Here is a 22,826-nt window from a genome sequence, read left to right on the forward strand (position 1 = left end):
AACCGAGCGAGTCGGGGTCAGCGCGGGAGCGGGACCTCGATGATGCGACAGCCGGTCGTCGCCGACGTGAGCGCCTGGTCGAGCGCCGTGCGCGTCGTGACGCGCTCGTACTCCCACCCGTAGGCGAGCGCGAGCTGTTCGAGATCGGCCCGGTGCGGCGTGTACAGGACGCGGTCCATCGCGTCCTCCCCCGCGACACCCGCCACCTCGAGGCCGTCGAAGATCGTGCCGCCGCCGTCGTTGCCGACGATCACCTGGAGGCGCGGCGGGGTCTCGCCGGCCGCGAGCAGCAGTCCGCCGACGTCGTGCAGGAAGGCGAGATCGCCGAGGACGACTCGCGTGACGCCCGGGCGCCCGCCGTCCTGGCTCGCGACCGCGATGCCGAACGCCGTCGCGATGGTGCCGTCGATGCCCGCGAGGCCGCGGTTGGCGTGCACGGGGACCTTCTTGCCGCCGAGGACCGCGTCGGCGACCCGCACGAGCCGCGACGAGCCGAACACGAGCCGGTCGTGCGGCCACGTCGCGCGCCAGACGGCGTCGACGAGCGCCTCGCGGTCGACGGGCGCGCGGATCGCGCCGAGCTCTGCGGCGATCGCGCCCAGGCGCTCGCTCGGGACGGCCGACGAGAGGCCGTCCGCGTCGGGGGCGGCGGGAGACAGGTCGACGGATGCCGCGCGCGAAGCCCGCATCCACAGGCCGAGCCACTCGCTGTCGGGTTCGCCGGGCTCGACGCCCACCGTGTCGAGCGGCGTCGTGGCGCCGTTGAGGTTGAGGGGCTCGCCGGGTCCGCGGAGGGCGAGCACCTCGACCTCGGGATCCGACAGAAGCGCCGCCGTCTCGCGGCTCAGCGTGGGGTGCCCGAGGACGACGACGCGCTCGATGCGTCCGCCCAGCTCGGGATCGGCGACGAGCGCGCGGTACCCGTGCACGACCTGCCGGCCGAAGCGGGCTCCGCTGACGATCTCGGCGATGAGCGGCCAGCCACCCGCATGGGCGAGGGCCTCGGCATCCGGTCCCGCGCCGGATCCCGCGATGACGACGGTGCGCGGGCCGCGCGGAAGGAGGACGGGCCTGTCCTCGGGCTCGATCGGAAGGTCGGCCTCGCCGATGCCGCCGCCGCCCTGGTACAGGGCTCCCGAGGGATCCGCCTCGGGTTCGGGCTCGACGGGCGCAGCATCCGGATCGTCGGCGGGAAGCGCTGTGAGCTCGACGACGGGGGTCGAGAGCCAGTCCGGAAGGTCGCCCGCGAGCGGCTCGCGGAACGGCAGGTTGAGGTGCACGGGCCCCGGCGAGCGCGTGCCGGCGCCGAGCGCCGCGGCGACGGCCTGCGCCGCGACGTCGCGCAGCATGAGGCTCTGCTCGGCGCCGCCCTCGGGGTCGGTCTGTTCGGGCACGGGCAGATCCGCCTCGAGGCGCACGCTCGGCGAGAACATCCCGGGCTGGCGCGTCGTCTGGTTGGCCCCGACGCCGCGCAGCTCGGGCGGGCGGTCGGCCGTCAGCAGCAGCAGCGGGACGCCCGCGTGGTGCGCCTCGAGCGAGGCCGGCAGCAGGTTCGCGACGGCGGTGCCCGACGTGCAGACGACGGCCGCCGGCATCCCGGTCTCACGGCCGATGCCGAGCGCCGTGAAGCCCGCGACGCGCTCGTCCGTGCGGACGTGAAGAGACAGGATGCCGCGCCGTTCGAGCTCGGCGGCGACGAGTGCGAGCGCCTGCGAGCGGGAGCCGGGGCTGAGGACGATATGGCGGACGCCCTCGTCGACGAGAGCGCCCAGGAGCGCCGCGGCGGCGTCGGTCGCGGGTGACGGGGTGGGGCGCGGATCGGGCGACGGCTCGTCGGGCGTCGCGACGGCGCGCTCGCCGTCGGCTTCGGGATCCACGGTCAGCCGGCGGCGCCGCGCTGACCGCGGGTGTCGTCGTCGGCTTCGGGGGCTCCCCCGCGGGTCTTCGGCTCGGGCGGCGAGGCCGTTCCGGTCGCCGACTCGGCCGGCGCGGCGCCCGCTGCGGGCGGAGTCCAGCGCGGGTCGTCATCCTCGGCATCGAGAAGCGCGAGCTCTTCTTCGAGGCGGCGGATGCGCTCGTCCTGATCGCTCACGGCGCGGATGTTGCCCAGGAATTCGGGGTCGTCGTCGGGCGCGCGACGAACGCTCGCCGCGCTGACGCGCGAGCGCCCGATGACAAGCCACAGGATGCCGCCCAGGACGGGAAGCAGGACCACGATGAGGATCCAGACGGGCTTGGATACGCCGCGATGCCGGATGGCAGGCTGCACGGCGCAGTCGACGATGGTGAAGACCCAGAACGCGGTCAACACCAGGGCCAGAATCAGCAGCACCCTCGGCACAACCCCCATCCTAGGCGCGTGGGCTGGACATGGCCTGGGTCCGCCCGAACCGGGGCCCGCGGACTCGCCGATTTAGGATGAGGGTGTGAAAGCCCGCTCCGCCCTCTTCTACACGGTGATGCGGCTGCTCGCGTTCTTCGTGCCGTTCGCGATCCTCATGCTCTTCCCCGTCTTCCGCGAGCTGTACTGGCTCGCGGCGCTCTTCGCGGCGCTCATCGGGCTGAGCCTCTCGCTCCTGTTCCTGCGGCGCCCCCTCGACGAGGTGTCGGCGGGGCTCGCCGAGCGCCGGGCGCGGTCGCGTCGCGGTCCCCGCGATGAGGACGCGGAGGATGCCGCGGCCGACGCCGCGGACGGGACGGGCGACAAGGCCTGAGCCCCCGTCGCCGGGCGTGTGCGCCGGGCGCGGACGTCAGCCGATGAAGGCCCAGAGCAGCGCGCCGCCGTACGCGATCGACGTGAGCGACGTGAGCGCGAGCGCGACGAGGAGCTCCTTCGGCAGGCGGTAGGTCCACACGATGAGGATCGCGGGGAGCACCGCGAGCAGCGCCATGAGGGTCAGCCACGCGATCGGGTAGAACACCGCGAGGAACGCCGCGATCCCGAACGGCGCGAGCACGAAGACCGTGAAGAGGATGCGGGTCCAGCGGCGGCCGATGAGCACCGTGAGCGTGCGCTTGTGCGCCGCGCGGTCCTGATCGATGTCGCGGAGGTTGTTGGCCAGCAGCACGGCGCACGCGAGCAGACCCGCGCCGACTCCCCCGAACCACGCCTCCTGCGGCACCGAGAGCACCTGGACGTACGCCGTGCCCGCCGTCGCGACGAGCCCGAAGAACACGAAGACGAAGACCTCGCCGAGCCCGTAGTACCCGTAGGGGCGCTTGCCGCCGGTGTAGAACCAGGCCGCGACGATGCACACGGCACCGACGGCGAGGAGCCACCACTGCCCCGTGCGCACGACGATCGCGAGGCCCGCGACCGCCGCGATGCCGAAGAACGCGAGCGCGACCGTCAGCACCGTGCGCGGCTGGGCCTTGCGGGAGGCGGTCAGTCGCGCGGGACCGACGCGGAAGTCGTCGGTGCCGCGGATGCCGTCGCTGTAGTCGTTGGCGTAGTTGACGCCGATCTGCAGGCTCACCGACACGATGAGGCAGAACAGGGCGATGACCCAGTGGAAGAGCCCGTCGACGAGATGGGCGGCGCCCGTGCCGATGAGGATGGGCGTGACGGCGAGCGGCAGGGTCCGCAGTCGCGCGGCGCCGATCCAGTCGATCGGCTTCGCCTTCTCGATGCGACGGGGGTCGCGCGACTCGTGCACCTTCTGCGGGTTGCCCCGCGAGGGCTGCTTCTTCGGTCCCGCGCTCTTGCGGTTCTTGCTGGGGGTGCCTGCCACGAGCACACATCCTAGATGCCGCACCGATGCGCGCCGCGCAACCCCCGTGCGCGACATCCCGCCTCCGCGAGGATCGAGGCTCAGCGCAGCGTCGCGACGGCGCGGCGGATCGCCTCGCGATCGGGCTTTCCCGAGGGGAGCGTCGCGAGCTCGTCGACGAGCACAAGCCGGGACGGCCGCGCGTGCGCGCCGATCTCGGAGACCACGGCCGACCGGGCCTCGTCGAGCTGCACCGACTCGCTGCGCCGGAGGGCTTCGCCGCGGGGGGCGACGATGACGGATGCCTCACCCCAGCGCGCATCGGGCACCCCCACCACGACGGCCCCTGCAAGTCCCGGCACCGATCGCACGACCTTCTCGACGCGGTCGAGCGAGATGTTGACCCCGCCCGAGACGATGACGTTGTCGAGGCGGCCCCGCACGCGCAGCACGCCGTCCTCGAGGATGCCGGCGTCACCCGTGCGGTACCAGCGGCGTCCCGCGTCGTCGCGGCGGAAGACGGCATCCGTCCCATCCGGATCCCCGAGGTAGCCGTCGGCGAGCGTCGGGCCTGTGATCTGCACCTCGCCCTCGACGATGCGCACGCCGACGCGGTCTAGCGGCTCGCCGTCGTAGACGCACCCGCCGCTCGTCTCGGTCGAGCCGTAGGTCCGGACGATGCGGGCACCGGCCGACTGCGCGCGCTCGAGCACGACCGGAGGGAGCGCCTGGCCCCCGACGAGGATCCGCTCGAACGACCGCAGCGCGGCGCCGACCGCGGCATCCTGCTCGGCGGCGTCGAGGAGGCGCAGGAGCTGCGCCGGCACGAGCGACGTGTACGTCGGTACGCGGACGCCGCCTTCGCTCGAGGCCATCGTGAGCGCCGCGGCCGCGAACGCCTGCGGCGAGAAGGAGCCGCTCAGGATCGCCGGCTCGCGACCCGAGACGATCGCGCGCACGAGCACCTGCAGCCCCGCGACGTAGCTCGCGGGGAGCGCGAGCAGCCACGCGCCCTCGCCGATGCGGGCCGCCGTCGCGAGGGCGCTCGCCGTGAGGGCGCTGCGGCTCAGGACGACGCTCTTGGGCACGCCCGTCGAGCCGGAGGTCGTCACGACGACGGCGGCTCCCGCCCGGACGGTGCCCGGCATCGCGCGCACCATGCCGAGACCCAGCGCGGGACCGGCGCCGTGGATGGCCGCTTTCAGTCCGCGCAGGATGTCGCGGGGGTCGTCGCCGATGACGGGTTCGAGTCTCATGACCTCAGAATTGCCACGGGTACGGCGACCAGTCGGGGTCGCGCTTCTCGAGGAACGAGTCGCGCCCCTCGACGGCTTCGTCGGTGCCGTACGCGAGGCGCGTCGCCTCGCCCGCGAACACCTGCTGGCCGACGAGCCCGTCGTCGACCGCGTTGAAGGCGAACTTGAGCATGCGGATCGCGGTCGGCGACTTCGTGAGGATCGTGCGGGCCATCCCGATCGCCTCGCGTTCGAGGTCGGCGTGCGGCACGACGCGGTTGACGGCACCCATCTCGTGCGCGCGCTGCGCGGAGTACTCCTCCGCGAGGAAGAAGACCTCGCGCGCGAACTTCTGACCGATCTGGCGCGCGAAGTAGGCCGAGCCGTAGCCCGCGTCGAACGACCCCACGTCGGCGTCGGTCTGCTTGAACCGCCCGTGCTCGGCGCTCGCGATCGTGAGGTCGCACACGACGTGCAGCGAGTGGCCGCCGCCCGCCGCCCAGCCGGGGACGACCGCGATGACGACCTTGGGCATGAAGCGGATGAGCCGCTGCACCTCGAGGATGTGCAGGCGGCCGGCGCGGGCAGGTGTTTCGGCAAGCTCAGCGACCGAATCCGCAGACTCGGAGTACTTGTAGCCATCGCGTCCGCGGATGCGCTGGTCGCCGCCCGAGCAGAACGCCCAGCCGCCGTCCTTCGCGCTCGGGCCGTTGCCCGTCAGCAGGACGACGCCGACGCGCGGGTTCTGGCGAGCGAGGTCGAGGGCGCGGTACAGCTCGTCGACCGTGTGCGGACGGAACGCGTTGCGCACCTCGGGGCGATCGAACGCGATGCGGGCGATGCGCCCGTCACGCGAGAGGTGGGACGTGATGTCGGTGTAGGCGTCGGCGCCGGGTGCCGGCATCCATTCCGCCTCGTCGAAGAGCTCCGAGACTGGCACCCGGCCAGCCTACGGCGGGGCGGGCCCGGGCGGGCGTCACACGACCGGACGCGGAGGGCGCCGCACTCTAGCCTGGAAGCGTGACCTCGACTTTCCGCACCTTCGCCGCGGCCTCCGCTGCCGCTCTTCTGCTGACCCTCGCCGCCTGCTCGTCCACTCCGACCGCCTCGGACCCCACCGCCGACACGACCCCCTCGCCCGCCTCGGGCGACTGCGCGGGCGTCACGATCGTCGTCGACGCGAGCGTGCTCGAGCTCGACGACGACCCGTCGCAGAAGGCGTGCGTCGAAACCGACGAGGCGATCGTCGCCGCCGATGCCCTCGCGGAGCTCGGTGTCACGACCGAGGGGACTGACGAGTACGGCGACCAGGTCGTCTGCCGCGTCGACGGCGTGCCCGCCGAGGACTACGCGCTGACCGCCGAGGACGGCTCGGACTACTTCGAGAAGTGCGAGTCGATGCCCGCCGCCTTCGCGTACTGGTCGCTGTGGGTGCAGCCCGAGGGCGGCGAGTGGGAGTACGCCCAGGAGGGCCTCTCTACGCAGCAGCTGCAGCCCGGCGAGAGCCTCGCGCTGCTGTTCAGCCTGAACGGCGAGCCCGCAGCGCCCACCTCGTGACGCCATGACGTTCCGACCCGGACCCCTGCGAGCCGCGGCGGCTCTCGCCGCAGGCTTCGTCGCGGTCCGGGTCGTCTACCGCGTCCTCTTCCACGGCGCCGACGGCGCGGGCGCCGTCCTGCTGCCGCTGCCCGAAGTGCGGCTGCCCCCGCCCTTCGCGCACGTCGTGCTCTTCGGCCCCGTCACGACCGGCGGACTGTGGGATGCGGCGGCCAGCGCGATCCCGATCGCCCTCACGATCCTCGCCTTCGGGCTGATCAACGCCCTGCTCGACCTGCCGCGGCTGTTCGCGCGCGGGTCGCGACGCGGTCCCCTGCGGGGCATCGCGCGGACGCTCGCCGTCGCGTGGGGGACGCTCCCCGCGCTCACGGACGCTGTCCGCTCGGTGCGGTTCGCGCAGCGCCTACGCGGTGAGCGGGGCGGCGCACGCCTGCTCGCGCCCGTGCTCGAGCGCACCCTCGCGCGCGCGACAGCCGTCGCGGCGGCCCTCGAGCTCCGCGGCTTCGCGGGGACGTCGGTGCTGGGCGCCTGCGAGGCTCCCGTCGTCGCGCGCGGCGCCGTGCTCGCGCACGCGGGCGCCGCGAGCGCCGTCACGATCGACGACCTCGCGCTCGCCCCCGGGACGCTCACTGTCGTCTCGGGCCCGACCGGATCGGGCAAGTCCACGGTCCTCCGGGGACTCAGCGGCCTGCTGACGCACCTCGACGGCGGCTCGATCGCGGGCACGCTCGACGTCGTGGGGCACTCCCGCGTCGCCGTGCCCCCGCGCGACACGGCGCAGCGCGTCGGCGTCGTCCTGCAGCAGCCGCGCGAGGCGTTCGCGACAGAGAGCGTCCGCGACGAGCTGGGACTCGCGCTCGAGCTGCGCGGCGTCGCACCCGTCATCGTCGCAGCGCGCGTGGACGAGGCGGCCTCGGCCACCGGCATCCGTCCCCTGCTCACGCGGCGGCTCCGCGGACTCTCGGCGGGCGAGGCGACGCTCGTCGCGATCGCCGCCGCGATCGTCGAGCATCCGATCCTGCTGCTCGTCGACGAGCCGCTCGCCGATCTCGACGAGGAGTACCGCCGGCGGATCGTCGACCTCCTGGGCGCGCTCGCCCACGACGCGGGCGTGTGCGTCGTCGTCGCGGAGCATCGCGCGGCCGAGTTCGAGGGCGTCGCCGACCGCCGCCTCACGCTCATGGGGGGCACCCTGCGCGAGTCCTCCTCGCCTGACGTCGAGGGAGCGCCGCTCGCGCCGCGGGCTGCCCGCGAGCCGGGCACCGGCGCCGAAGTGCTGACGGTGCAGGACCTCACGGTGCGGCACCGCGCCGGCGTCGCCGTCCGCGACGCGAGCTTCGCGCTGCGTGCGGGTCGGATCACGGCGCTCGTCGGGCCGAACGGAGCGGGCAAGTCGAGTCTGCTCGCCGCGATCGCGATTCCGGATGCCGCCGCCCGCGTCACCGTCGACGGCGAGGCCGTCACCACGCGGCGCGCGACGGGCGGCGTCGCGCTCGTCCCCGACGCCTCGGACGACCTCTTCGTGCGCGACTCCGTCGCAGCCGAGTGCCGACGGGCGGATCGGCGTGTGCACGCCCCGGCCCAGGCGACGCAGCGGCGCTTCGCCGAGCTGCTGGGCCTCGACGCCCCCGCGCTCGAGGCACGGCTCGCGCGGCATCCGCTCGATCTGTCCTCCGGCGAGCGCCGCTGCCTCGCGCTCGCGGTGCAGCTCGCGTCCGACCCGCGAGTGCTCCTCATCGACGAGCCGACGCGGGGGCTCGATCCGCACTCGAGGGATGTCGTCGCGCGGGCGCTCGCGCGGCTCGCGGACGAGGGCGCGGCGGTGCTCGTCGCGACGCACGACGCGGACTTCGCGGCGGCGCTCGCGGACGGCATCCTGCCCCTCGTGGAAGGGCGGCTCGGCGACCTCGTGGTCGGCACGAGGCTCGCCCGGCCGGAGCCGTCCGCGCCCGTTCACAACTCCGGAGAAACGGATGACGCGCATCGGCTCCGGCGCGCCGTTCCGCAGGTTGAGAGCCCGACGCACGAGACGGATCCGGAGTTGCGGAGGCCAACCCGCCGGGACCGCGCCGGCGCGAACGGGTGGAGGGGGCGACCGTCCCGGGCGACGCTCGCGCTGCTCGCGGCGAATCTCGTCGCCCTCGCCGCCTTCTGCTGGCCTTTCGCTGCGATGGCGGTGCCCGCGCAGGCGCAGGCGGCCGTGCCGTTCGCCGCGATCGCGCTCGCACCGCTCGCCGTCATCGTCGTGCTGGCCTCGCTCGACGGCACCGTGCGCTCGGCGCACACGCTCGCGCTGCTCGGCATTCTCGCCGCGATCGGCGCCGCGATCCGCATCGTCGGGACGGGCGTCGGCGGGGTGGAAGCCGTCTTCATCCTGCTGATCCTCGCGGGGCGCGTGCTCGGCGCCCGCTTCGGCCTCCTGCTCGGCGTGCTGACGATCGCGCTCTCGTCGATCATGTGGGGCGGGATCGGCCCGTGGACGCCTTTCCAGATGTTCGCGTGCGCGTGGGTCGGCGCGGGCGCGGGGCTGCTGCCCCGGCGCGCTTCCCGCGGCTGCGAGATCGCGATGCTCATCGTCTACGGCGTCGTGGCGTCGTACGTGTTCGGTCTCATCATGAACCTGTGGTTCTGGCCCTTCGCCGTCGGAACGCAGACCGGAATCTCGTACGAAGCCGGAGCGCCGGTCGCGCAGAACCTCGCGAGCTTCCTCGTGTACTCGCTCGTGACCTCGACGCTCACATGGGACACGCTGCGCGCCGTCACGACGACGATCGGACTCCTCGTGGTGGGCCGCGCCGTGCTCGCATCCCTGCGCCGCGCCAAGCCCGTGACGCCGTTCATCGCTTCCATAGCACGGTCGACATCCAGCCACGATCAGGCAGACTTGATGAGGGCCTCCACTCGGAGCCCGAGGAAGGGAACGCCGTGAAGATCGTCGCGAGTGCCGATTGGCGGGACTCCCTCCCGTTCGAGACCCCCGTCCTGGTGGCGGATCTCGCGCCGGGCGACGACGCGCGCTGCGTCGGCTGCGGCGCGGACTCCGAGCCGCTCCCGCGCAGGGAGCTGTGGGCCGTCAAGCATCAGCATCCCAAGCACCACGGCGGCTTCGTGCGCTTCTACTGCGCGCAGCACAAGCCGGCCCCCGCGCCGCGCCCGGTCGCGGCATCCGTCTCCACAGCACCGGGTCGCGCGCCGCGGCGCACCGCCGCCGAGCGTCCTGCCCCCGTGCGCCGTCCGACGGCCCCCCAGGACCGCGTGCGGGCGATGTGCCCGAACTGCTTCGTAGAGGTCTCGGCGACGGGCGCCTGCGGCATCTGCGGCACCCAGATCTGACCCGGACCCGCGCTGCGGGGCACCCGCGGGCGGGCGGGGTTCACCGGCGGCATCCGGCTGGTCGACGCGAGGCACACCGGCCATCCGCCGCAGGCGAGACAGGTCGCGGTGCCCCCGCCGAGGCGCGGGCCTGCAGAGCGACGGGCGCGGGACGCTAGACCGAGAAGTACTTCGCCTCGGGGTGGTGGAAGACGAACGCGTCGGTCGACTGCTCGGGGTGCAGCTGCAGCTCGTCGCTGAGGATCACGCCCATGCGGTCGGGACGCAGCAGCTCGACGACCTTGCGGCGGTCCTCCATCTCGGGGCACGCGGGATAGCCGAGCGAGAAGCGCGCGCCACGGTACTCGAGCTTGAACAGCCCCGCCGTGTCAGCGGGATCCTCGGCGGCGAAGCCGAGCTCGGAGCGGATGCGGGCGTGCCAGAATTCGGCGAGCGCCTCGGTCAGCTGCATCACGAGCCCGTTGAGCTCGTAATAGTCGCGGTAGGCGTTCTCGGCGAACAGCTTGGCCGTGACGCGGTCGATGTGGGCGCCCGCCGTCACGAGCTGGATGGGCAGGACGTCGACCTGCCCCGAGTCCTTCGAGCGCACGAAGTCCGAGAGGCACAGGTGCCGGTCGCGCCGCTGACGCGGGAACGTGAAGCGCAGGCGCTCGGTGCCGGGCTCGCCGCCCGACCCGCCGTCGGGGGCGAGCAGGCCCGCGGGCCCGAGCGCGCCGGTCGGGTCGTCGCCGTGGTGCAGCACGACGAGGTCGTCGCCATCCGACACGACGGGGAAGAACCCGTACGCGATCGACGGGTCGATCATCTGCTCGGCGCGGATGCGGTCGAGCCAGTAGCGCAGGCGCGGGCGGCCCTCCTGCTCGACGAGCTCCTCGTACGAGAGCCCGCCCTCGCCGCGGCCCGGCTTGAGACCCCACTGCCCCATGAACGTCGCGCGCTCGTCGAGGAACGCGGCGTAGTCGGCGAGCGCGAGGCCGCGGACGATCCGCGTGCCCCAGAACGGAGGAGCGGGGACGGGATTGTCGGATGCCACGTCCGAGCGCGCCGGCATCGCCTCGGGTTCGGTCAGCGTGAGCTTCGACCCCGCCGCGTGACGGCGCTTCTTGAGCGCGGGCAGCCCGACCTCCTCGGGCGCCGCGCCGCGCGCGACCTTGACGAGCGGCTCCATGAGCGCGAGGCCCTCGAAGGCGTCGCGGGCATAGCGCACCTCGCCGTCGAAGAGGCTCGCGAGGTCGTCCTCGACGTACGCGCGCGTGAGGGCGGCGCCTCCGAGGATGACGGGCCACTTCTTCGCGAGACCGCGCGACTGCAGCTCGTCGAGGTTCTCCTTCATGACGACTGTCGACTTGACGAGCAGCCCCGACATGCCGATCACGTCGGCGTCGTGCTCCTCGGCGGCCGCGATGATGTCGGCGATCGGCTGCTTGATGCCGAGGTTGACGACGTCGTAGCCGTTGTTGGTGAGGATGATGTCGACGAGGTTCTTGCCGATGTCGTGCACGTCGCCGCGGACGGTCGCGAGCACGATGCGGCCTTTGCCGGCGGCATCCGATTTCTCCATGTGCGGTTCGAGGAGTGCGACGGCGTTCTTCATGACCTCGGCGGACTGCAGCACGAACGGCAGCTGCATCTCGCCCGATCCGAAGCGCTCGCCGACGACCTTCATGCCTTCCAGCAGGTGGTCGTTGATGATGCCGAGGGCGCTCAAGCCGCCTTCGCGTGCGAGGTCGAGGTCGGACTCGAGGCCCTTCGCCTCCCCGTCGATGATGCGCCGCTCGAGGCGCTCGCCGACCGGGAGCGCCGCGAGCTCGGCGGCGCGCTGGTCCTTGAGTGCCGCGGTGTCGACGCCCGCGAAGAGGTCGAGCATGCGCGCGAGCGGGTCGTACGTGACGGCGCCGTCGGCGTCGTACTCGCGGCGATCCCATACGAGATCGAGCGCGACCTGGCGCCGGTCGTCGGGAACCGAGGCGAGCGGCACGATCTTGGCCGCGTCGATGATGCCCGAGTCCAGGCCCGCTTCGACGGCCTCGTGCAGGAAGACGGAGTTGAGCACCATGCGCGCGGCCGGGTTGAGGCCGAACGAGACGTTCGAGACGCCGAGGGTCGTGTGGATGCCGGGATACTTCGCGTTGATCGCGCGGATCGCCTCGATCGTCTCGATCGCGTCGCGGCGCGTCTCCTCCTGACCCGTCGCGATAGGGAACGTGAGGCAGTCGACGATGATGTCCTCGACCTTGAGGCCCCACTCCCCCACGAGCGAGTCGATGAGCCGCGAGGCGATGCGCACCTTGCCCTCGGTCGTGCGCGCCTGGCCCTCTTCGTCGATCGTGAGCGCGATGACCGCGGCGCCGTGCTCCTTGACGAGCGGCATGATCCGCCCGAAGCGGCTGTTCAGCCCGTCGCCGTCCTCGTAGTTGACCGAGTTGACGACGGGGCGGCCGCCGATCAGTTCGAGCCCCGCGCTGATGACGGCGGGCTCGGTCGAGTCGATGACGAGCGGCAGCGTCGAGGCGCTCGCGAGACGCGAGACGATCTCGCGCATGTCGGCGGCGCCGTCGCGGCCGACGTAGTCGGTGCAGACGTCGAGCAGGTGGGCGCCGACGCGGATCTGGTTGCGCGCGATCTCGACGCAGTCGTCCCAGCGCCCCTCGAGCATCGCTTCACGGAACGCCTTCGAGCCGTTCGCGTTGGTCCGCTCGCCGATCGCGAGGTAGGAGGAATCCTGATCGAACGGCACGTGCTGGTAGAGCGACGCGACGCCGGCGTCCGCGATCGGCGCGGACACCCTGCGCGTGACGGGCGTGCCGGCCGGGCGCAGCCGGTCGACGACGGCCTGCAGGTGCTCGGGCGTCGTGCCGCAGCATCCGCCGACGAGTCCCAGGCCGAACTCGCGCACGAACTGCTCGTGCGCCGTCGCGAGCTCGTCGGGCGTGAGCGGATAGTGCGCGCCGTCCGACGTCAGGATCGGCAGGCCCGCATTCGGCATGCACGCGACGGGCACGGGCGAGTGCTTCGAGAGGTGCCGCAGGTGCTCGCTCATCTCGGCAGGACCCGTCGCGCAGTTCAGCCCGATCGCGTCGACGCCGAGCGGCTCGAGCGTCGTAAGAGCGGCGCCGATCTCGCTGCCCATGAGCATCGTGCCGGTCGTCTCGACGGTCACCTCGACGAAGATCGGCAGACGGATGCCGCGGCTCACGATCGCCTGCCGGCAGCCGTTGACGGCGGCCTTGGTCTGCAGCAGGTCCTGCGAGGTCTCGACGAGGAACGCGTCGGCGCCGCCGTCGATGAGCCCCTCGGCCTGCTCGGCGAAGGTCTGCTTGAGGTTCTCGTACGTCGTGTGACCGAGGCTCGGGAGCTTCGTGCCGGGGCCCATCGAACCGAGCACCCAGCGCATGCGGCCGTCGACGGCCTCCGCCGCCTCGACGCGCTCGCGCGCGATGCGGGCCCCCGCCTCGGCGAGCTCGGCGATGCGGTCCTCGATGCCGTAGTCGCCGAGGTTCGACCAGTTCGCGCCGAACGTGTTCGTCTCGACGGCGTCGATGCCGACCTCGAGATAGGCGTCGTGGATCGCCGCGATCATGTCGGGACGCGAGACGTTGAGGATCTCGTTGCAGCCCTCGAGCTGCAGGTAGTCCTCGAGCGTCGGGTCGTGGCGCTGCAGCATCGTGCCCATCGCGCCGTCCGCGATCACGACGCGCGACTGCACGGCGTCCAGGAGCGCCTGCGCCCGCGCGGGGCGCGGAACACCCTCGAGGTCGAGGGCGAAGCGGGGGGCAGAGGCGAGCGCGGTCACTCCGCGATTTTAGTCGCGGGGGCCTCGCCCGGATCGGTTCGTGACGCTCGCCGAACCTCGTGGCTCGAGAGGAGTCGGGTGGATGCCACGGCCGGCGTCATGCGCACGGCAGCGGCATCCGTCCCTCAGCCGTTCTTGGCGTCCCGCCAGCGCAGCCACGACTGGACGATGTCGTAGTCCCAGTCGGGTCCCTGGAAGCTCAGCGTGAACAGCCGCACGCCCGCGTCGTACAGAGCGTCCGCGGCATCCTGTCCCTTGTTGTGAAGCTCGTTCGAGATCACGAGGTTGGACGTGTCGCGCTGCTCCTTCTCGGCCCAGCGCTCGATGACATCGAGCTTGTGCGGCAGGTCGGCGGGCGAGACGAAGCTGTGCCAGATGTCGGCGTGCCGCGCGACGAGGCGCAGCGTCTTCTGCTCGCCCTTGCCGCCGATCATGACGGGGATGCGACGCGTCGGCAGCGGGTTGAGCTTCTGCCAGCGGCGCTCGATGCGCTGCAGGCCCTCGGCGAGGTCGTCGAGGCGCGACCCTGCCGTGCCGAACTCGTACCCGTACTCGTCGTAGTCGCGCCGGAACCAGCCCGAGCCCGTCGCGAAGATGAACCGGCCCTCGCCGCCCTTCGCCGAGATGTGGTCGATCGTCCGGGCCATGTCGGCCTGCAGGTCGGGGTTGCGGTAGCTGTTGCAGTTGACGAGCGAGCCGAACTCGACACGCTCGGTCTGTTCTGCCCATGCCGCGAGCATCGTCCACGACTCGAAGTGCAGACCAGCGGGGTCGCCCTCGAGGGGGAAGAAGTGGTCCCAGTTGAAGAGGATGTCGACGCCGAGGTCTTCGAGGCGGCGCACGGCGTCGCGGAAGGAGTCGTAGGGGGCGTGCTCCGGCCGCAGCTGCACGCCGAGGCGGACGGGAGTGTCGAGAAGAGGCATGCGGCTCAGCCTAGAGGCGGGTCGGGATACCGGGGCCGGGGGTTGCGCGGGGCCGGATCGCGCGCCCTTCGCCCAGGAGCGCCTGTCCTGACCCGTGAATCCGTCCGCGCCTTGACCTCAGCACGCCAGGCGCGCGCGGCGCGCCTTGAGGAAGGCGTCGATCGAGTCCCAGATCGCGATGCCGATGATGAGGAAGGCGAACACGATCGAGACGATCGTCGTGACGGTCTCGGCGGAGTCCGTGGGGTCCGGAGGGATGACGGCGGGGAAGAACTCGGGGTTCAGGAGCTGCTGCTGCGACAGCAGCCACAGCGCACCGCCGGCGACGACGATGTTGAGGATCAGGTTGATGGTGGCGGAGCCGACGTCCCACGCGCCTTTGGCGTAGACCGAGATCGCGAGCAGCGCCTCGAACAGCATGAGGACCAAGAGCGCGCCGATCCACCACGGCCACAGCTGCGGCGCGAGGAACGAGACCCATCCGCTCTCGGTCGTGTAGGCGAAGCCCACGAAGTGGTCCCAGAGGATCGCGCCCGCGGCGACGGCGAGGAACACGAGCGAGGCCACGAGGTCGCTGAGCTTCGCGCCGGTGTCCTTCGGCTCGGGCAGGTCGTCGATCTTCCACGCGCTCACGACGCCGCTGTCGGCGCCGCGCTCGGACCGCTCGATGATGAAGAACACGAGAGTCGTCCAGAACCCGATGTGCACGATGACGCCGATGAGGACGGCCCAGACGGTGCCCATGATCTCGCCGAAGCTCTCGCCGGCGATCGTCATGCCGAGCGTCACCCCGAACACGGCGCACGCGGGCACGATCGCCCACAGGAGCTTCGTCAGGCGCCACCACGTGAGGTAGTACCGCGGGCCGATGAGCCACAGCGGGCGGTCGGTGTAGCCCGCGGCGAGCTTGTCGGGGTCGCCGAGGTCGGTGAGCACGGCGCGCTCCGCGGCATCCTGCGGTTCGCCCTCGGCCGTGCGGGCGTCGATCTGGTCGTCGATCGAGGCTCGGAGTTCGGCGGCGAGGTCGGCGCGCTGCTTCTCGGGGACGGTGCGCATCGCGGCATCGATGTAGCGGTCGGTGAGGGTCGCGTTCATGTCAGTGCTCCTTGGGGAGTGCGTCGATCGAGGCGGCGACGCGGGCGAAGTCGGCGGTGAGGGTCGTGGCCAGGCGTGCGCCGGCCGCGCTCGTGCGGTAGAACTTGCGCGGCCGCGCCTCGTCGGTGTTCCACTCGCTCACGAGGTGGCCCTGCTTCTCGAGGCGGCGCAGCAGGGGGTAGAGCGTGTTGGCGTCGGTGTCGAAGCCGCGCGCACCGAGCTCTTCGAGCAGGCCGTAGCCGTAGCCGGGCGTCGTGAGCAGGCGCAGGCACGCCAGGACGACGGTGCCGCGACGCAGTTCCTGCAGGTGCGTCTCGAGGGCTTCGGTCTCGGTCATGTCTCACACCTTACTGTGTGTCACACACTATTGGCAAGGGCACATCAATGCGTAACGCCGGCGCGCGCGCCGATTGCCGGAAGATGTGGCGACTCGACATCAGGTAGCGCGAAGATCCGGCAAGTCGGGGGAGGATGGGGCGCGTGACCGAGCCCGTTCCCCCGCTGTCAGAGCTGCTCGCCTCGGCGCGGGTCGTCGCCCTCCCCCTCGCGACGCGCTTCCGCGGCGTCGACGTCCGCGAGGCCGTCGTCTTCGAGGGCCCCGAGGGGTGGACCGAGTTCTCACCCTTCGCCGAGTACGGCGACGAAGAGGCAGCGACGTGGCTCGCGGCCGCGATCGACTTCGGCTGGACGCCTCAGCCGGCGCCCGTGCGCACCGAGATCCCGGTCAACGCGACGGTGCCGGCGGTGGCAGCGGCATCCGTCCCCGCCGTCCTCGCGCGCTTCGACGGATGTCGCACGGCCAAGGTCAAGGTCGCGGAGCCCGGGCAGACCCTCGCCGACGACGTCGCCCGCGTGCGCGCCGTGCGCGAGGCGATGGGGCCCGAGGGCCGCATCCGCATCGACGCGAATGCGGCGTGGAACCTCGACGAGGCCGAGCACGCGATCCACGCCCTCGCCGAATTCGATCTCGAGTACGTCGAGCAGCCGTGCGCGAGCATCGACGAGCTCGCCGAGCTGCGCCGTCGCGTCACCTACATGGGCGTGCCGATCGCCGCCGACGAGAGCGTGCGCAAGGCGGAGGATCCCCTCGCTGTCGCCCGCGCAGGCGCGGCCGACCTGCTCGTCGTGAAGGCCCAGCCGCTCGGCGGCGTGCGCCGCGCGCTCGCGATCGTCGCCGAGTCGGGGCTCCCGGCCGTCGTCTCGAGCGCCCTCGACACGTCGATCGGGCTCGCGATGGGTGTCACTCTCGCCGCCGCCCTGCCCGAGCTCGAGTTCGACTGCGGGCTGGGCACGGCGTCGCTCTTCACGGCCGACATCGTGAACCCTCCACTCACGCCCCGCGGGGGCGTGCTGCCGGTGGGCCGCGCCACGCCCGACGCGGGCGCACTCGACTCGCTCGCCGCGGCCGACGACCGCCGCGACTGGTGGCTCGACCGACTCGCGCGGTGCCACGCGCTGCTCGGCGCACGGGAGTAGGCGCCCCGACGCTCGGGGCGGCGCGGCTCAGCGGGGTTCGATGATGAGCTCCGCGACGCGCGCGAGCTCTTCGTTGGTCCGGCGGCACATCTCCTCGTAGTCGAGCCCTGCCATCGTGGCGCGGACGGATGCCCCGTCCCAGACCGTCATCATGAGCCGGGCGGCCTCGACCGCCGAGACGCGGAACGTCAGCGCGTTGCTGCGCGAGATGTCGTCGATGATCTGCGCGACGCTGCGCACCATCTCTTCGTCCTGTGCGAGATAGGCCGCGCCGAGCTGCGGATTGCGCAGCGCGTGGATGCGGATCTCGTTCATGAGCAGGATCCCGAGCCGGTCCTCGACCGAGATGTCGAGGGCCTGCTGGATGATCGACAGCGCGTCGACCGCGACATCGGCGAAGGCGCCCTGCTGCTCGAGTTCGGTGACACGGTGCTGCACGACGGCGACGCGCTCGCGCGAGACGATGGCTGCCAGCTCGAGGAAGAGAGCGTCCTTCGTCTCGAAGTTGGAGTAGAACGCGCCGCGCGTGAATCCCGCGCGTTCGCAGACGGCTTCGACGGATGCCGCGTCCAGCCCGACCTCGGCGAACACCTCGGCCGCAGCGTCCAGGAGGCGCTGACGGGTCGCATCGCGTCGACGCGTCGTGGCGACATCCGTCATGATTCCTCCTCGTCCCGATTCTCACACCTGACGTTCAGCCTTGCGATCGGAACCGACTTTACGATACATCTATGTATCGGATACAGCGGCGTATCGAGACATCCTGACGGTTTTATCGGAGGCTCCGTGTCCACTCTCCTCTACGCGCTCGGCCGCTGGTCGTACCGTCATCCGTGGCGCGTGCTCGTCGCCTGGCTGCTGCTGCTCGGAATCGCCGGCGGAAGCGCCGCGGCGTTCACGCAGGGCACCGACAACACCTTCTCGATCCCGGGCACCGAGGCCCAGGCGGGCATCGAGCAGCTGAGCCGGTCGTTCCCGCAGGCGAGCGGCACGAGCGGTCAGCTCGTCGTCGTCGCCGCGGAGGGCGACAGCGTCGACGAGGAGCCCTACTCGTCGGCGATCGAGGACACGATCGCGCGTCTCGAGGACCTCGACGGCGTCCTCGCCGTGACCGACCCTTTCAACGAGTTCGTCTCGGGGCTCGTGTCGGACGACGCGTCTGCCGCGATCATCCGCCTGCAGTTCGACGGGCAGGCCACCGACGTGACGCCCGAGACGAAGGAGGAGCTCGCCGACATCAGCGCCGACTTCGAGGAGTCGCTCCCCGAGGGCTCGCAGGTCGCGATCGGCGGCGACCTCTACTCGCAGTCCGTGCCCGCGATCTCGCTCATCGAGGCCGTCGGCGTGCTGGTCGCACTCTTCGTCCTGATCGTCGCGTTCCGCTCGTTCGCGGTCGCGTGGTTCCCGCTCGTGACCGCCCTCATCGGCGTCGCGCTCGCGATCTCGCTCATCTTCGTCGCGACGGCGTTCGCGTCGATCTCTTCGACCACCCCGCTGCTCGCGATCATGCTGGGCCTCGCGGTCGGCATCGACTACGCGCTGTTCATCATCGCGCGACATCAGGACCAGGTCCGCGCGGGCGTCGAACCCGAGGAATCGGCGGCGCGCGCGACCGGCACAGCCGGATCCGCCGTCGTCTTCGCAGGCGTCACGGTGCTCATCGCGCTCATCGGCCTCTCGATCGCGAACATCCCGTTCCTCACGACGATGGGCATCGCGGCCTCGGTCGCCGTCGCGATCGCCGTCCTCGTCGCGCTCACGCTCTCGCCCGCACTGCTCGGCTTCGCGAAGGGTCGCGTCGTCGGCTGGAAGCGCCGTGGGGCTCGGACGGTCGCGCCGGTGGTCGAGGAGGCGACCGTTCCGGCGGAGACCGCAGCCCCCGCTCGCGCGAGCAAGCGCCACCGGCGCGGCTTCTCGGAGGTGTGGGTCGGCGGCGTGACGCGGCATCCCGTCATCACGACGATCGCCGTCGTCGTGGGCCTCGGGATCCTTGCGATCCCCGCCGCGAGCCTGCGTCTCGCGCTCCCCAACGCCGGCATGCAGCCCGAGACGAGCGAAGCGCGGCAGGCGTACGACCTGACGTCGGAGCACTTCGGGCCCGGCTTCAACGGCCCGCTCATCCTGACCGGCACGATCGTCACGTCGACGGATCCCCTCGGCCTCATGGAGGACCTCGGCGACGCCGTGCTCGAGATCCCGGGCGTCAAGGCCGTCGCGCTCGCCGTCCCGAACGAGACAGCCGACACGGGCATCGTGCAGCTCGTCCCCGAGACGGCGCCCGACGACCCCGCGACGGCCGACCTCGTGCGCGAGCTGCGCTCGCACCACGACGAGTGGCTCGAGGAGTTCGGTGTCGACCTCAAGGTGACGGGCTTCACGGCCGTCGCGATCGACATCTCCGACCGCCTCGGCGGAGCGCTGCTGCCCTTCGGCATCTTCGTCGTCGGCCTGTCGCTCGTGCTGCTGACCATCGTCTTCCGGTCGATCTGGGTGCCCATCAAGGCCGCCCTCGGCTACCTGCTCTCGGTGCTCGCGGCGTTCGGCGTCATCGCCCTCGTCTTCGAGTGGGGCTGGTTCGGCGAGGCGCTGCACGTCGCCAAGACGGGTCCGATCATCAGCTTCATGCCCATCATCCTCATGGGCGTCCTGTTCGGTCTCGCGATGGACTACGAGGTGTTCCTCGTCTCGCGCATGCGCGAGGACTATGTCCACAAGCGGCGCGACAACGGCGGGGTGGGCAGTCGCGAGATCGCCGTCGGCGCCGTCCGATCGGGCTTCACGGCCTCTGCGCGCGTCGTGACGGCGGCCGCCGTCATCATGTTCGCGGTCTTCGCGGCGTTCATCCCCGAGGGCGACACCGCCATCAAGCCGATCGCGCTGGGCCTCGCCGCGGGCATCGCGATCGACGCGTTCCTCGTGCGCATGACGCTCGTGCCCGCCGTCATGACGCTCCTGGGCGACAGGGCGTGGTGGATGCCGCGCTGGCTCGATCGCGTGCTCCCCCACTTCGACATCGAAGGCGAGGCCGTCGAGCGCGAACTCGCGCTCGCGAACTGGCCGGAGCCCGACACAACAGCCGTCGTCGCCGCGGAGCTGCTCGACGTCTCGGACGAGGGCCGCACCCTCGTGACGGACGTCACCTTCCGCGTCGAACCGCGCGAGTCGCTCGTCGTGACGAGCGACTCCCCCGCATCGGCGACGGGCTTGCTGCTCGCGGTCGCCGGGCGCCTCGCGCCGACCGACGGCAGGCTCCGGGTCGCGGGGCACCTGCTTCCCGAGCGGGCCGCGTGGGTGCGTGCGCACGTCGGCGTCGCGCTGCTCCACGGCGCGCAGGAGCCGCTCGACGATCTCCGCCGCGCGCTGCGCGGTCGCACGTCGCTGGTCGTCGTGGACGGCATCGACGCCCTGACACCCGCCGAGCGGACGCAGGCGGCCGGGATGCTGCGGGACGCGGCATCCGTCGCCCTCGTCGTCTCGGCGACCGACGCCGCCGTCGCGCGGGCGCTGCTGGCCGACGCCGGGCGCGCGCCGCTGCCGACGCTCGACGTCTCCCGAACTCCCGCCCTCTCTGCTGCCGAGGTGACCCTGTGAGCCTTCCCATCGAGCGCGCCCGCTCGCGCAAGCCCGTCACATGGCTCACGCTCACCGGCGTGCTGCTGCTGCCCGTCGTGATCGGCGGAGTCCTGGTCGCGTCGCTCTACAACCCCGCCGAGCGGCTCGACGAGATCAACGCCGCGATCGTGAACGAGGACGAGCCCGTCACGATCGACGACCAGCTCATCCCCCTCGGCCGCCAGCTGACGGCGGGCCTCGTCGAGGGCTCGGACGAGCTCGACAGCAACCTCACGTGGACCCTGTCCAACCCCGAGGACGCCGCCGCGGGCATCGCCGACGGCACGTACGACGCCGTCATCACGATCCCCGAGAACTTCTCTGCCGCCGCGACCTCGACGAGGCCCGGCGAGACGCCCGAGCAGGCCACGATCGAGGTGCAGACCGCCCCCGACGCGCTCATCGTCGACAACGCCATCACGGCGCAGGTCACGCAGGCCGCCGCCTCGCTCATGGGTGAGCAGCTGTCGCAGGTGTACCTCGAGAACGTGTTCCTCGGGTTCACGACCCTCGGGGACCAGCTCGGCACCGCCGCGACCGGCGCGCGCGAACTCGCCGACGGCGCGCAGAAGGCGTCCGACGGCGCGGCGCAGCTGCCCGGGGGCGTGACGCAGATCGCCGACGGCGCGGGCTCGCTCTCGTCCGGCGCGACTTCGCTCGCGGGCGGGCTCGACCAGATCGCGGCCGGCATCGGCGGCGCAGCGGGCGGTGCGCGCGACCTCGCCGCCGGCGTGAGTGCGGGCGCTGCAACTCTCGAGCAGAACGGGCTCGTGCCCGACCCCGTGCTCGGCTATGCCGCAACGGCCGCCGCCTCCTCGGTGACGACGGCGCAGAAGGCGGGTCAGACGTACGGGACGCTCGCGCAGCTCGCGGCGACATGCGATCCTGCCGTGTCGACGCAGGCGACGTGCGACGCCATCGCGGGCGCCCGCGACCAGGCGAAGGCCGCCTCGGACGCCGCGACGACATCTGCGACGGACGCCGGCTACGCCAATGGCGCGCTGCTCGCTTTCGACAGCGCCGCGACGACCGAGTTCGTCAATCAGTTCACCGAGATAGCGGGCGGCGCCACAGGCCTGGCCTCCGGCCTCGACCAGCTGCAGTCCGGCACGACGCAGTCCGCCGCCGGGGCGCGGCAGCTCGCCTCGGGTGCCGCCCAGCTGAGCGACGGCGGCGACCAGCTCGCGACGGGCACCCAGAGCCTCGCCGACGGCGTCGCGCAGCTCGCGTCGGGCACCGACCAGCTCGCGACGGGCCTGCAGACGGCGACCGACGCCATCCCGACCTACACCGACACCGAAGCGGCGAGTCTCGCCGACGTCGTCTCGAACCCCGTGACGGCGGAGGGCAACTCGACCGGACTGTTCGGCGAGTCCGCCATCCCGCTGCTCGCGACGATCGCGCTGTGGTTCGGCGGTCTCGCGACGTTCGTCGCCCTGCAGGCCGTCTCGCGCCGATCGCTCGCCTCGCGCGCCCCCTCGGCTGTGCTCGCGCTGCGCGCGTTCGGACCCGCCGCCGGGATCGGCGCGCTCCAGGGCCTCCTGGTCGCGGGCGTCGTGCAGCTCGCGGCATCGTACGACTGGTCGGAGTGGTCCCTTTTCGCGGGTCTGTGCATCGCTGCGGGTGTCGCGTTCGCCGCCGTCAACCAGGCGCTCGTCGCGGTGTTCGGCGGCGCAGGGCGATGGATCTCGGCGCTCATCGGGGCGTTCGCCCTCGCGACCGGGATCGTCTCGACGGTGCCCCCGCTGCTCGCGTCGATCTCGGCGCTCCTGCCGACGGCCCCCGCCTACAACGGCATGATGGGCGCCCTCACGCCCGCCGACGGCGTGGGCGCGGGCCTCGTGGGCCTCGCGATCTGGGGCGTGCTCGCGTTCGTCGCCACGATCCTCGCCGTGGCGCGGCGCCGCACGATCTCGGCGCGGACGCTGCTCGCGGCATCCGGAGCCCCCGCAACCTCGGCACCCGCGACGGCCTGACCCACGAAGCCCGCGGCGGCGGAGGGGCCGTCCATCCGCCCTCCGCGGGCGAGGTGCCGCGCCCCGGCTCAGCGGATGAAAGGGCGGGCGACTCCCTGACTGAGCGCGGGGGACCC

The 22,826-nt window shown here is 72.2% G+C and carries 17 protein-coding genes; 7 read left to right on the plus strand and 10 right to left on the minus strand.

Annotated elements, in window-relative coordinates; genetic code table 11:
* Positions 1-17: 17 nt before the first annotated feature.
* Positions 18-1,772 carry a 2-succinyl-5-enolpyruvyl-6-hydroxy-3-cyclohexene-1-carboxylic-acid synthase gene (gene menD, locus MJ607_RS03770; protein WP_243074521.1) on the minus strand — a complete coding sequence of 585 codons (1,755 nt, stop codon included), beginning with the start codon at positions 1,770-1,772 and terminating at the stop codon, positions 18-20.
* A gap of 107 nt (positions 1,773-1,879) precedes the next feature.
* Complete coding sequence (locus tag MJ607_RS03775; protein WP_374238023.1) at positions 1,880-2,350, minus strand: PLD nuclease N-terminal domain-containing protein; 471 nt, start codon at positions 2,348-2,350, stop codon at positions 1,880-1,882.
* 76 nt (positions 2,351-2,426) lie between these two features.
* Here MJ607_RS03775 and MJ607_RS03780 point away from each other — a divergent pair, with 76 nt between their 5' ends.
* Positions 2,427-2,714, plus strand: a complete 288-nt coding sequence (locus tag MJ607_RS03780) for a DUF4229 domain-containing protein (RefSeq protein WP_243074194.1) — start codon at positions 2,427-2,429, stop codon at positions 2,712-2,714.
* Between the two features lie 36 nt (positions 2,715-2,750).
* On the opposite strand, the gene MJ607_RS03785 is transcribed toward MJ607_RS03780, so the two are convergent.
* The 3 genes from MJ607_RS03785 to MJ607_RS03795 all read right to left on the minus strand — a co-directional run bounded on the left by MJ607_RS03785 (position 2,751) and on the right by MJ607_RS03795 (position 5,885).
* Positions 2,751-3,731, minus strand: coding sequence for a 1,4-dihydroxy-2-naphthoate polyprenyltransferase (locus MJ607_RS03785; RefSeq protein WP_243074195.1), 981 nt, complete (start codon positions 3,729-3,731; stop codon positions 2,751-2,753).
* Between the two features lie 80 nt (positions 3,732-3,811).
* Positions 3,812-4,966: an AMP-binding protein gene (locus tag MJ607_RS03790; RefSeq protein WP_243074196.1), complete on the minus strand. Its 1,155-nt coding sequence runs from the start codon at positions 4,964-4,966 to the stop codon at positions 3,812-3,814.
* A 4-nt stretch (positions 4,967-4,970) separates the two neighbouring features.
* Complete coding sequence (locus tag MJ607_RS03795; protein ID WP_308193792.1) at positions 4,971-5,885, minus strand: 1,4-dihydroxy-2-naphthoyl-CoA synthase; 915 nt, start codon at positions 5,883-5,885, stop codon at positions 4,971-4,973.
* A gap of 80 nt (positions 5,886-5,965) precedes the next feature.
* Between MJ607_RS03795 and MJ607_RS03800 the strand changes: the two genes are divergently transcribed.
* Genes MJ607_RS03800 through MJ607_RS03810 form a run of 3 tightly spaced genes read left to right on the plus strand, consistent with a single transcriptional unit; the run spans position 5,966 to position 9,835 of the window.
* Positions 5,966-6,502: a hypothetical protein gene (locus MJ607_RS03800; RefSeq protein ID WP_243074197.1), complete on the plus strand. Its 537-nt coding sequence runs from the start codon at positions 5,966-5,968 to the stop codon at positions 6,500-6,502.
* Between the two features lie 4 nt (positions 6,503-6,506).
* Complete coding sequence (locus MJ607_RS03805) at positions 6,507-9,431, plus strand: ATP-binding cassette domain-containing protein (protein WP_243074198.1); 2,925 nt, start codon at positions 6,507-6,509, stop codon at positions 9,429-9,431.
* Entirely contained in the window at positions 9,428-9,835 is a 408-nt protein-coding gene (locus MJ607_RS03810) for a glucose-6-phosphate dehydrogenase (RefSeq protein WP_243074199.1), read from the plus strand. The genes MJ607_RS03805 and MJ607_RS03810 overlap by 4 nt, the downstream gene beginning before the upstream one ends.
* Positions 9,836-9,989: 154 nt before the next feature.
* Here MJ607_RS03810 and metH read toward each other — a convergent pair whose 3' ends face one another.
* From metH to MJ607_RS03830, 4 genes are all read right to left on the minus strand, one after another.
* Entirely contained in the window at positions 9,990-13,628 is a 3,639-nt protein-coding gene (gene metH, locus MJ607_RS03815) for a methionine synthase (RefSeq protein ID WP_243074200.1), read from the minus strand.
* 125 nt (positions 13,629-13,753) lie between these two features.
* Positions 13,754-14,551: an LLM class F420-dependent oxidoreductase gene (locus MJ607_RS03820; protein ID WP_243074201.1), complete on the minus strand. Its 798-nt coding sequence runs from the start codon at positions 14,549-14,551 to the stop codon at positions 13,754-13,756.
* A 117-nt stretch (positions 14,552-14,668) separates the two neighbouring features.
* Positions 14,669-15,646 (minus strand): permease prefix domain 1-containing protein, encoded by a 978-nt coding sequence (locus MJ607_RS03825; RefSeq protein ID WP_243074202.1) that lies wholly within the window; start codon positions 15,644-15,646, stop codon positions 14,669-14,671.
* Position 15,647: 1 nt separating this feature from the next.
* Positions 15,648-15,983 (minus strand): PadR family transcriptional regulator, encoded by a 336-nt coding sequence (locus MJ607_RS03830; RefSeq protein WP_243074203.1) that lies wholly within the window; start codon positions 15,981-15,983, stop codon positions 15,648-15,650.
* 143 nt (positions 15,984-16,126) lie between these two features.
* On the opposite strand from MJ607_RS03830, the gene MJ607_RS03835 reads away from it, so the two are divergent.
* Complete coding sequence (locus MJ607_RS03835) at positions 16,127-17,122, plus strand: o-succinylbenzoate synthase (protein ID WP_243074204.1); 996 nt, start codon at positions 16,127-16,129, stop codon at positions 17,120-17,122.
* A 27-nt stretch (positions 17,123-17,149) separates the two neighbouring features.
* On the opposite strand, the gene MJ607_RS03840 is transcribed toward MJ607_RS03835, so the two are convergent.
* Entirely contained in the window at positions 17,150-17,782 is a 633-nt protein-coding gene (locus MJ607_RS03840; RefSeq protein WP_243074205.1) for a TetR/AcrR family transcriptional regulator, read from the minus strand.
* A 126-nt stretch (positions 17,783-17,908) separates the two neighbouring features.
* Between MJ607_RS03840 and MJ607_RS03845 the strand changes: the two genes are divergently transcribed.
* Both MJ607_RS03845 and MJ607_RS03850 read left to right on the plus strand, forming a co-directional pair.
* The gene (locus tag MJ607_RS03845; RefSeq protein WP_243074206.1) at positions 17,909-20,713 is read left to right on the plus strand and encodes an MMPL family transporter; all 2,805 of its coding nucleotides are present in this window, start codon (positions 17,909-17,911) and stop codon (positions 20,711-20,713) included.
* Complete coding sequence (locus MJ607_RS03850) at positions 20,710-22,710, plus strand: YhgE/Pip family protein (protein WP_243074207.1); 2,001 nt, start codon at positions 20,710-20,712, stop codon at positions 22,708-22,710. The genes MJ607_RS03845 and MJ607_RS03850 overlap by 4 nt, the downstream gene beginning before the upstream one ends.
* Positions 22,711-22,826 lie beyond the last annotated feature (116 nt).

This window comes from Microbacterium sp. SS28, assembly GCF_022761035.1.
Taxonomy (GTDB): domain Bacteria; phylum Actinomycetota; class Actinomycetes; order Actinomycetales; family Microbacteriaceae; genus Microbacterium.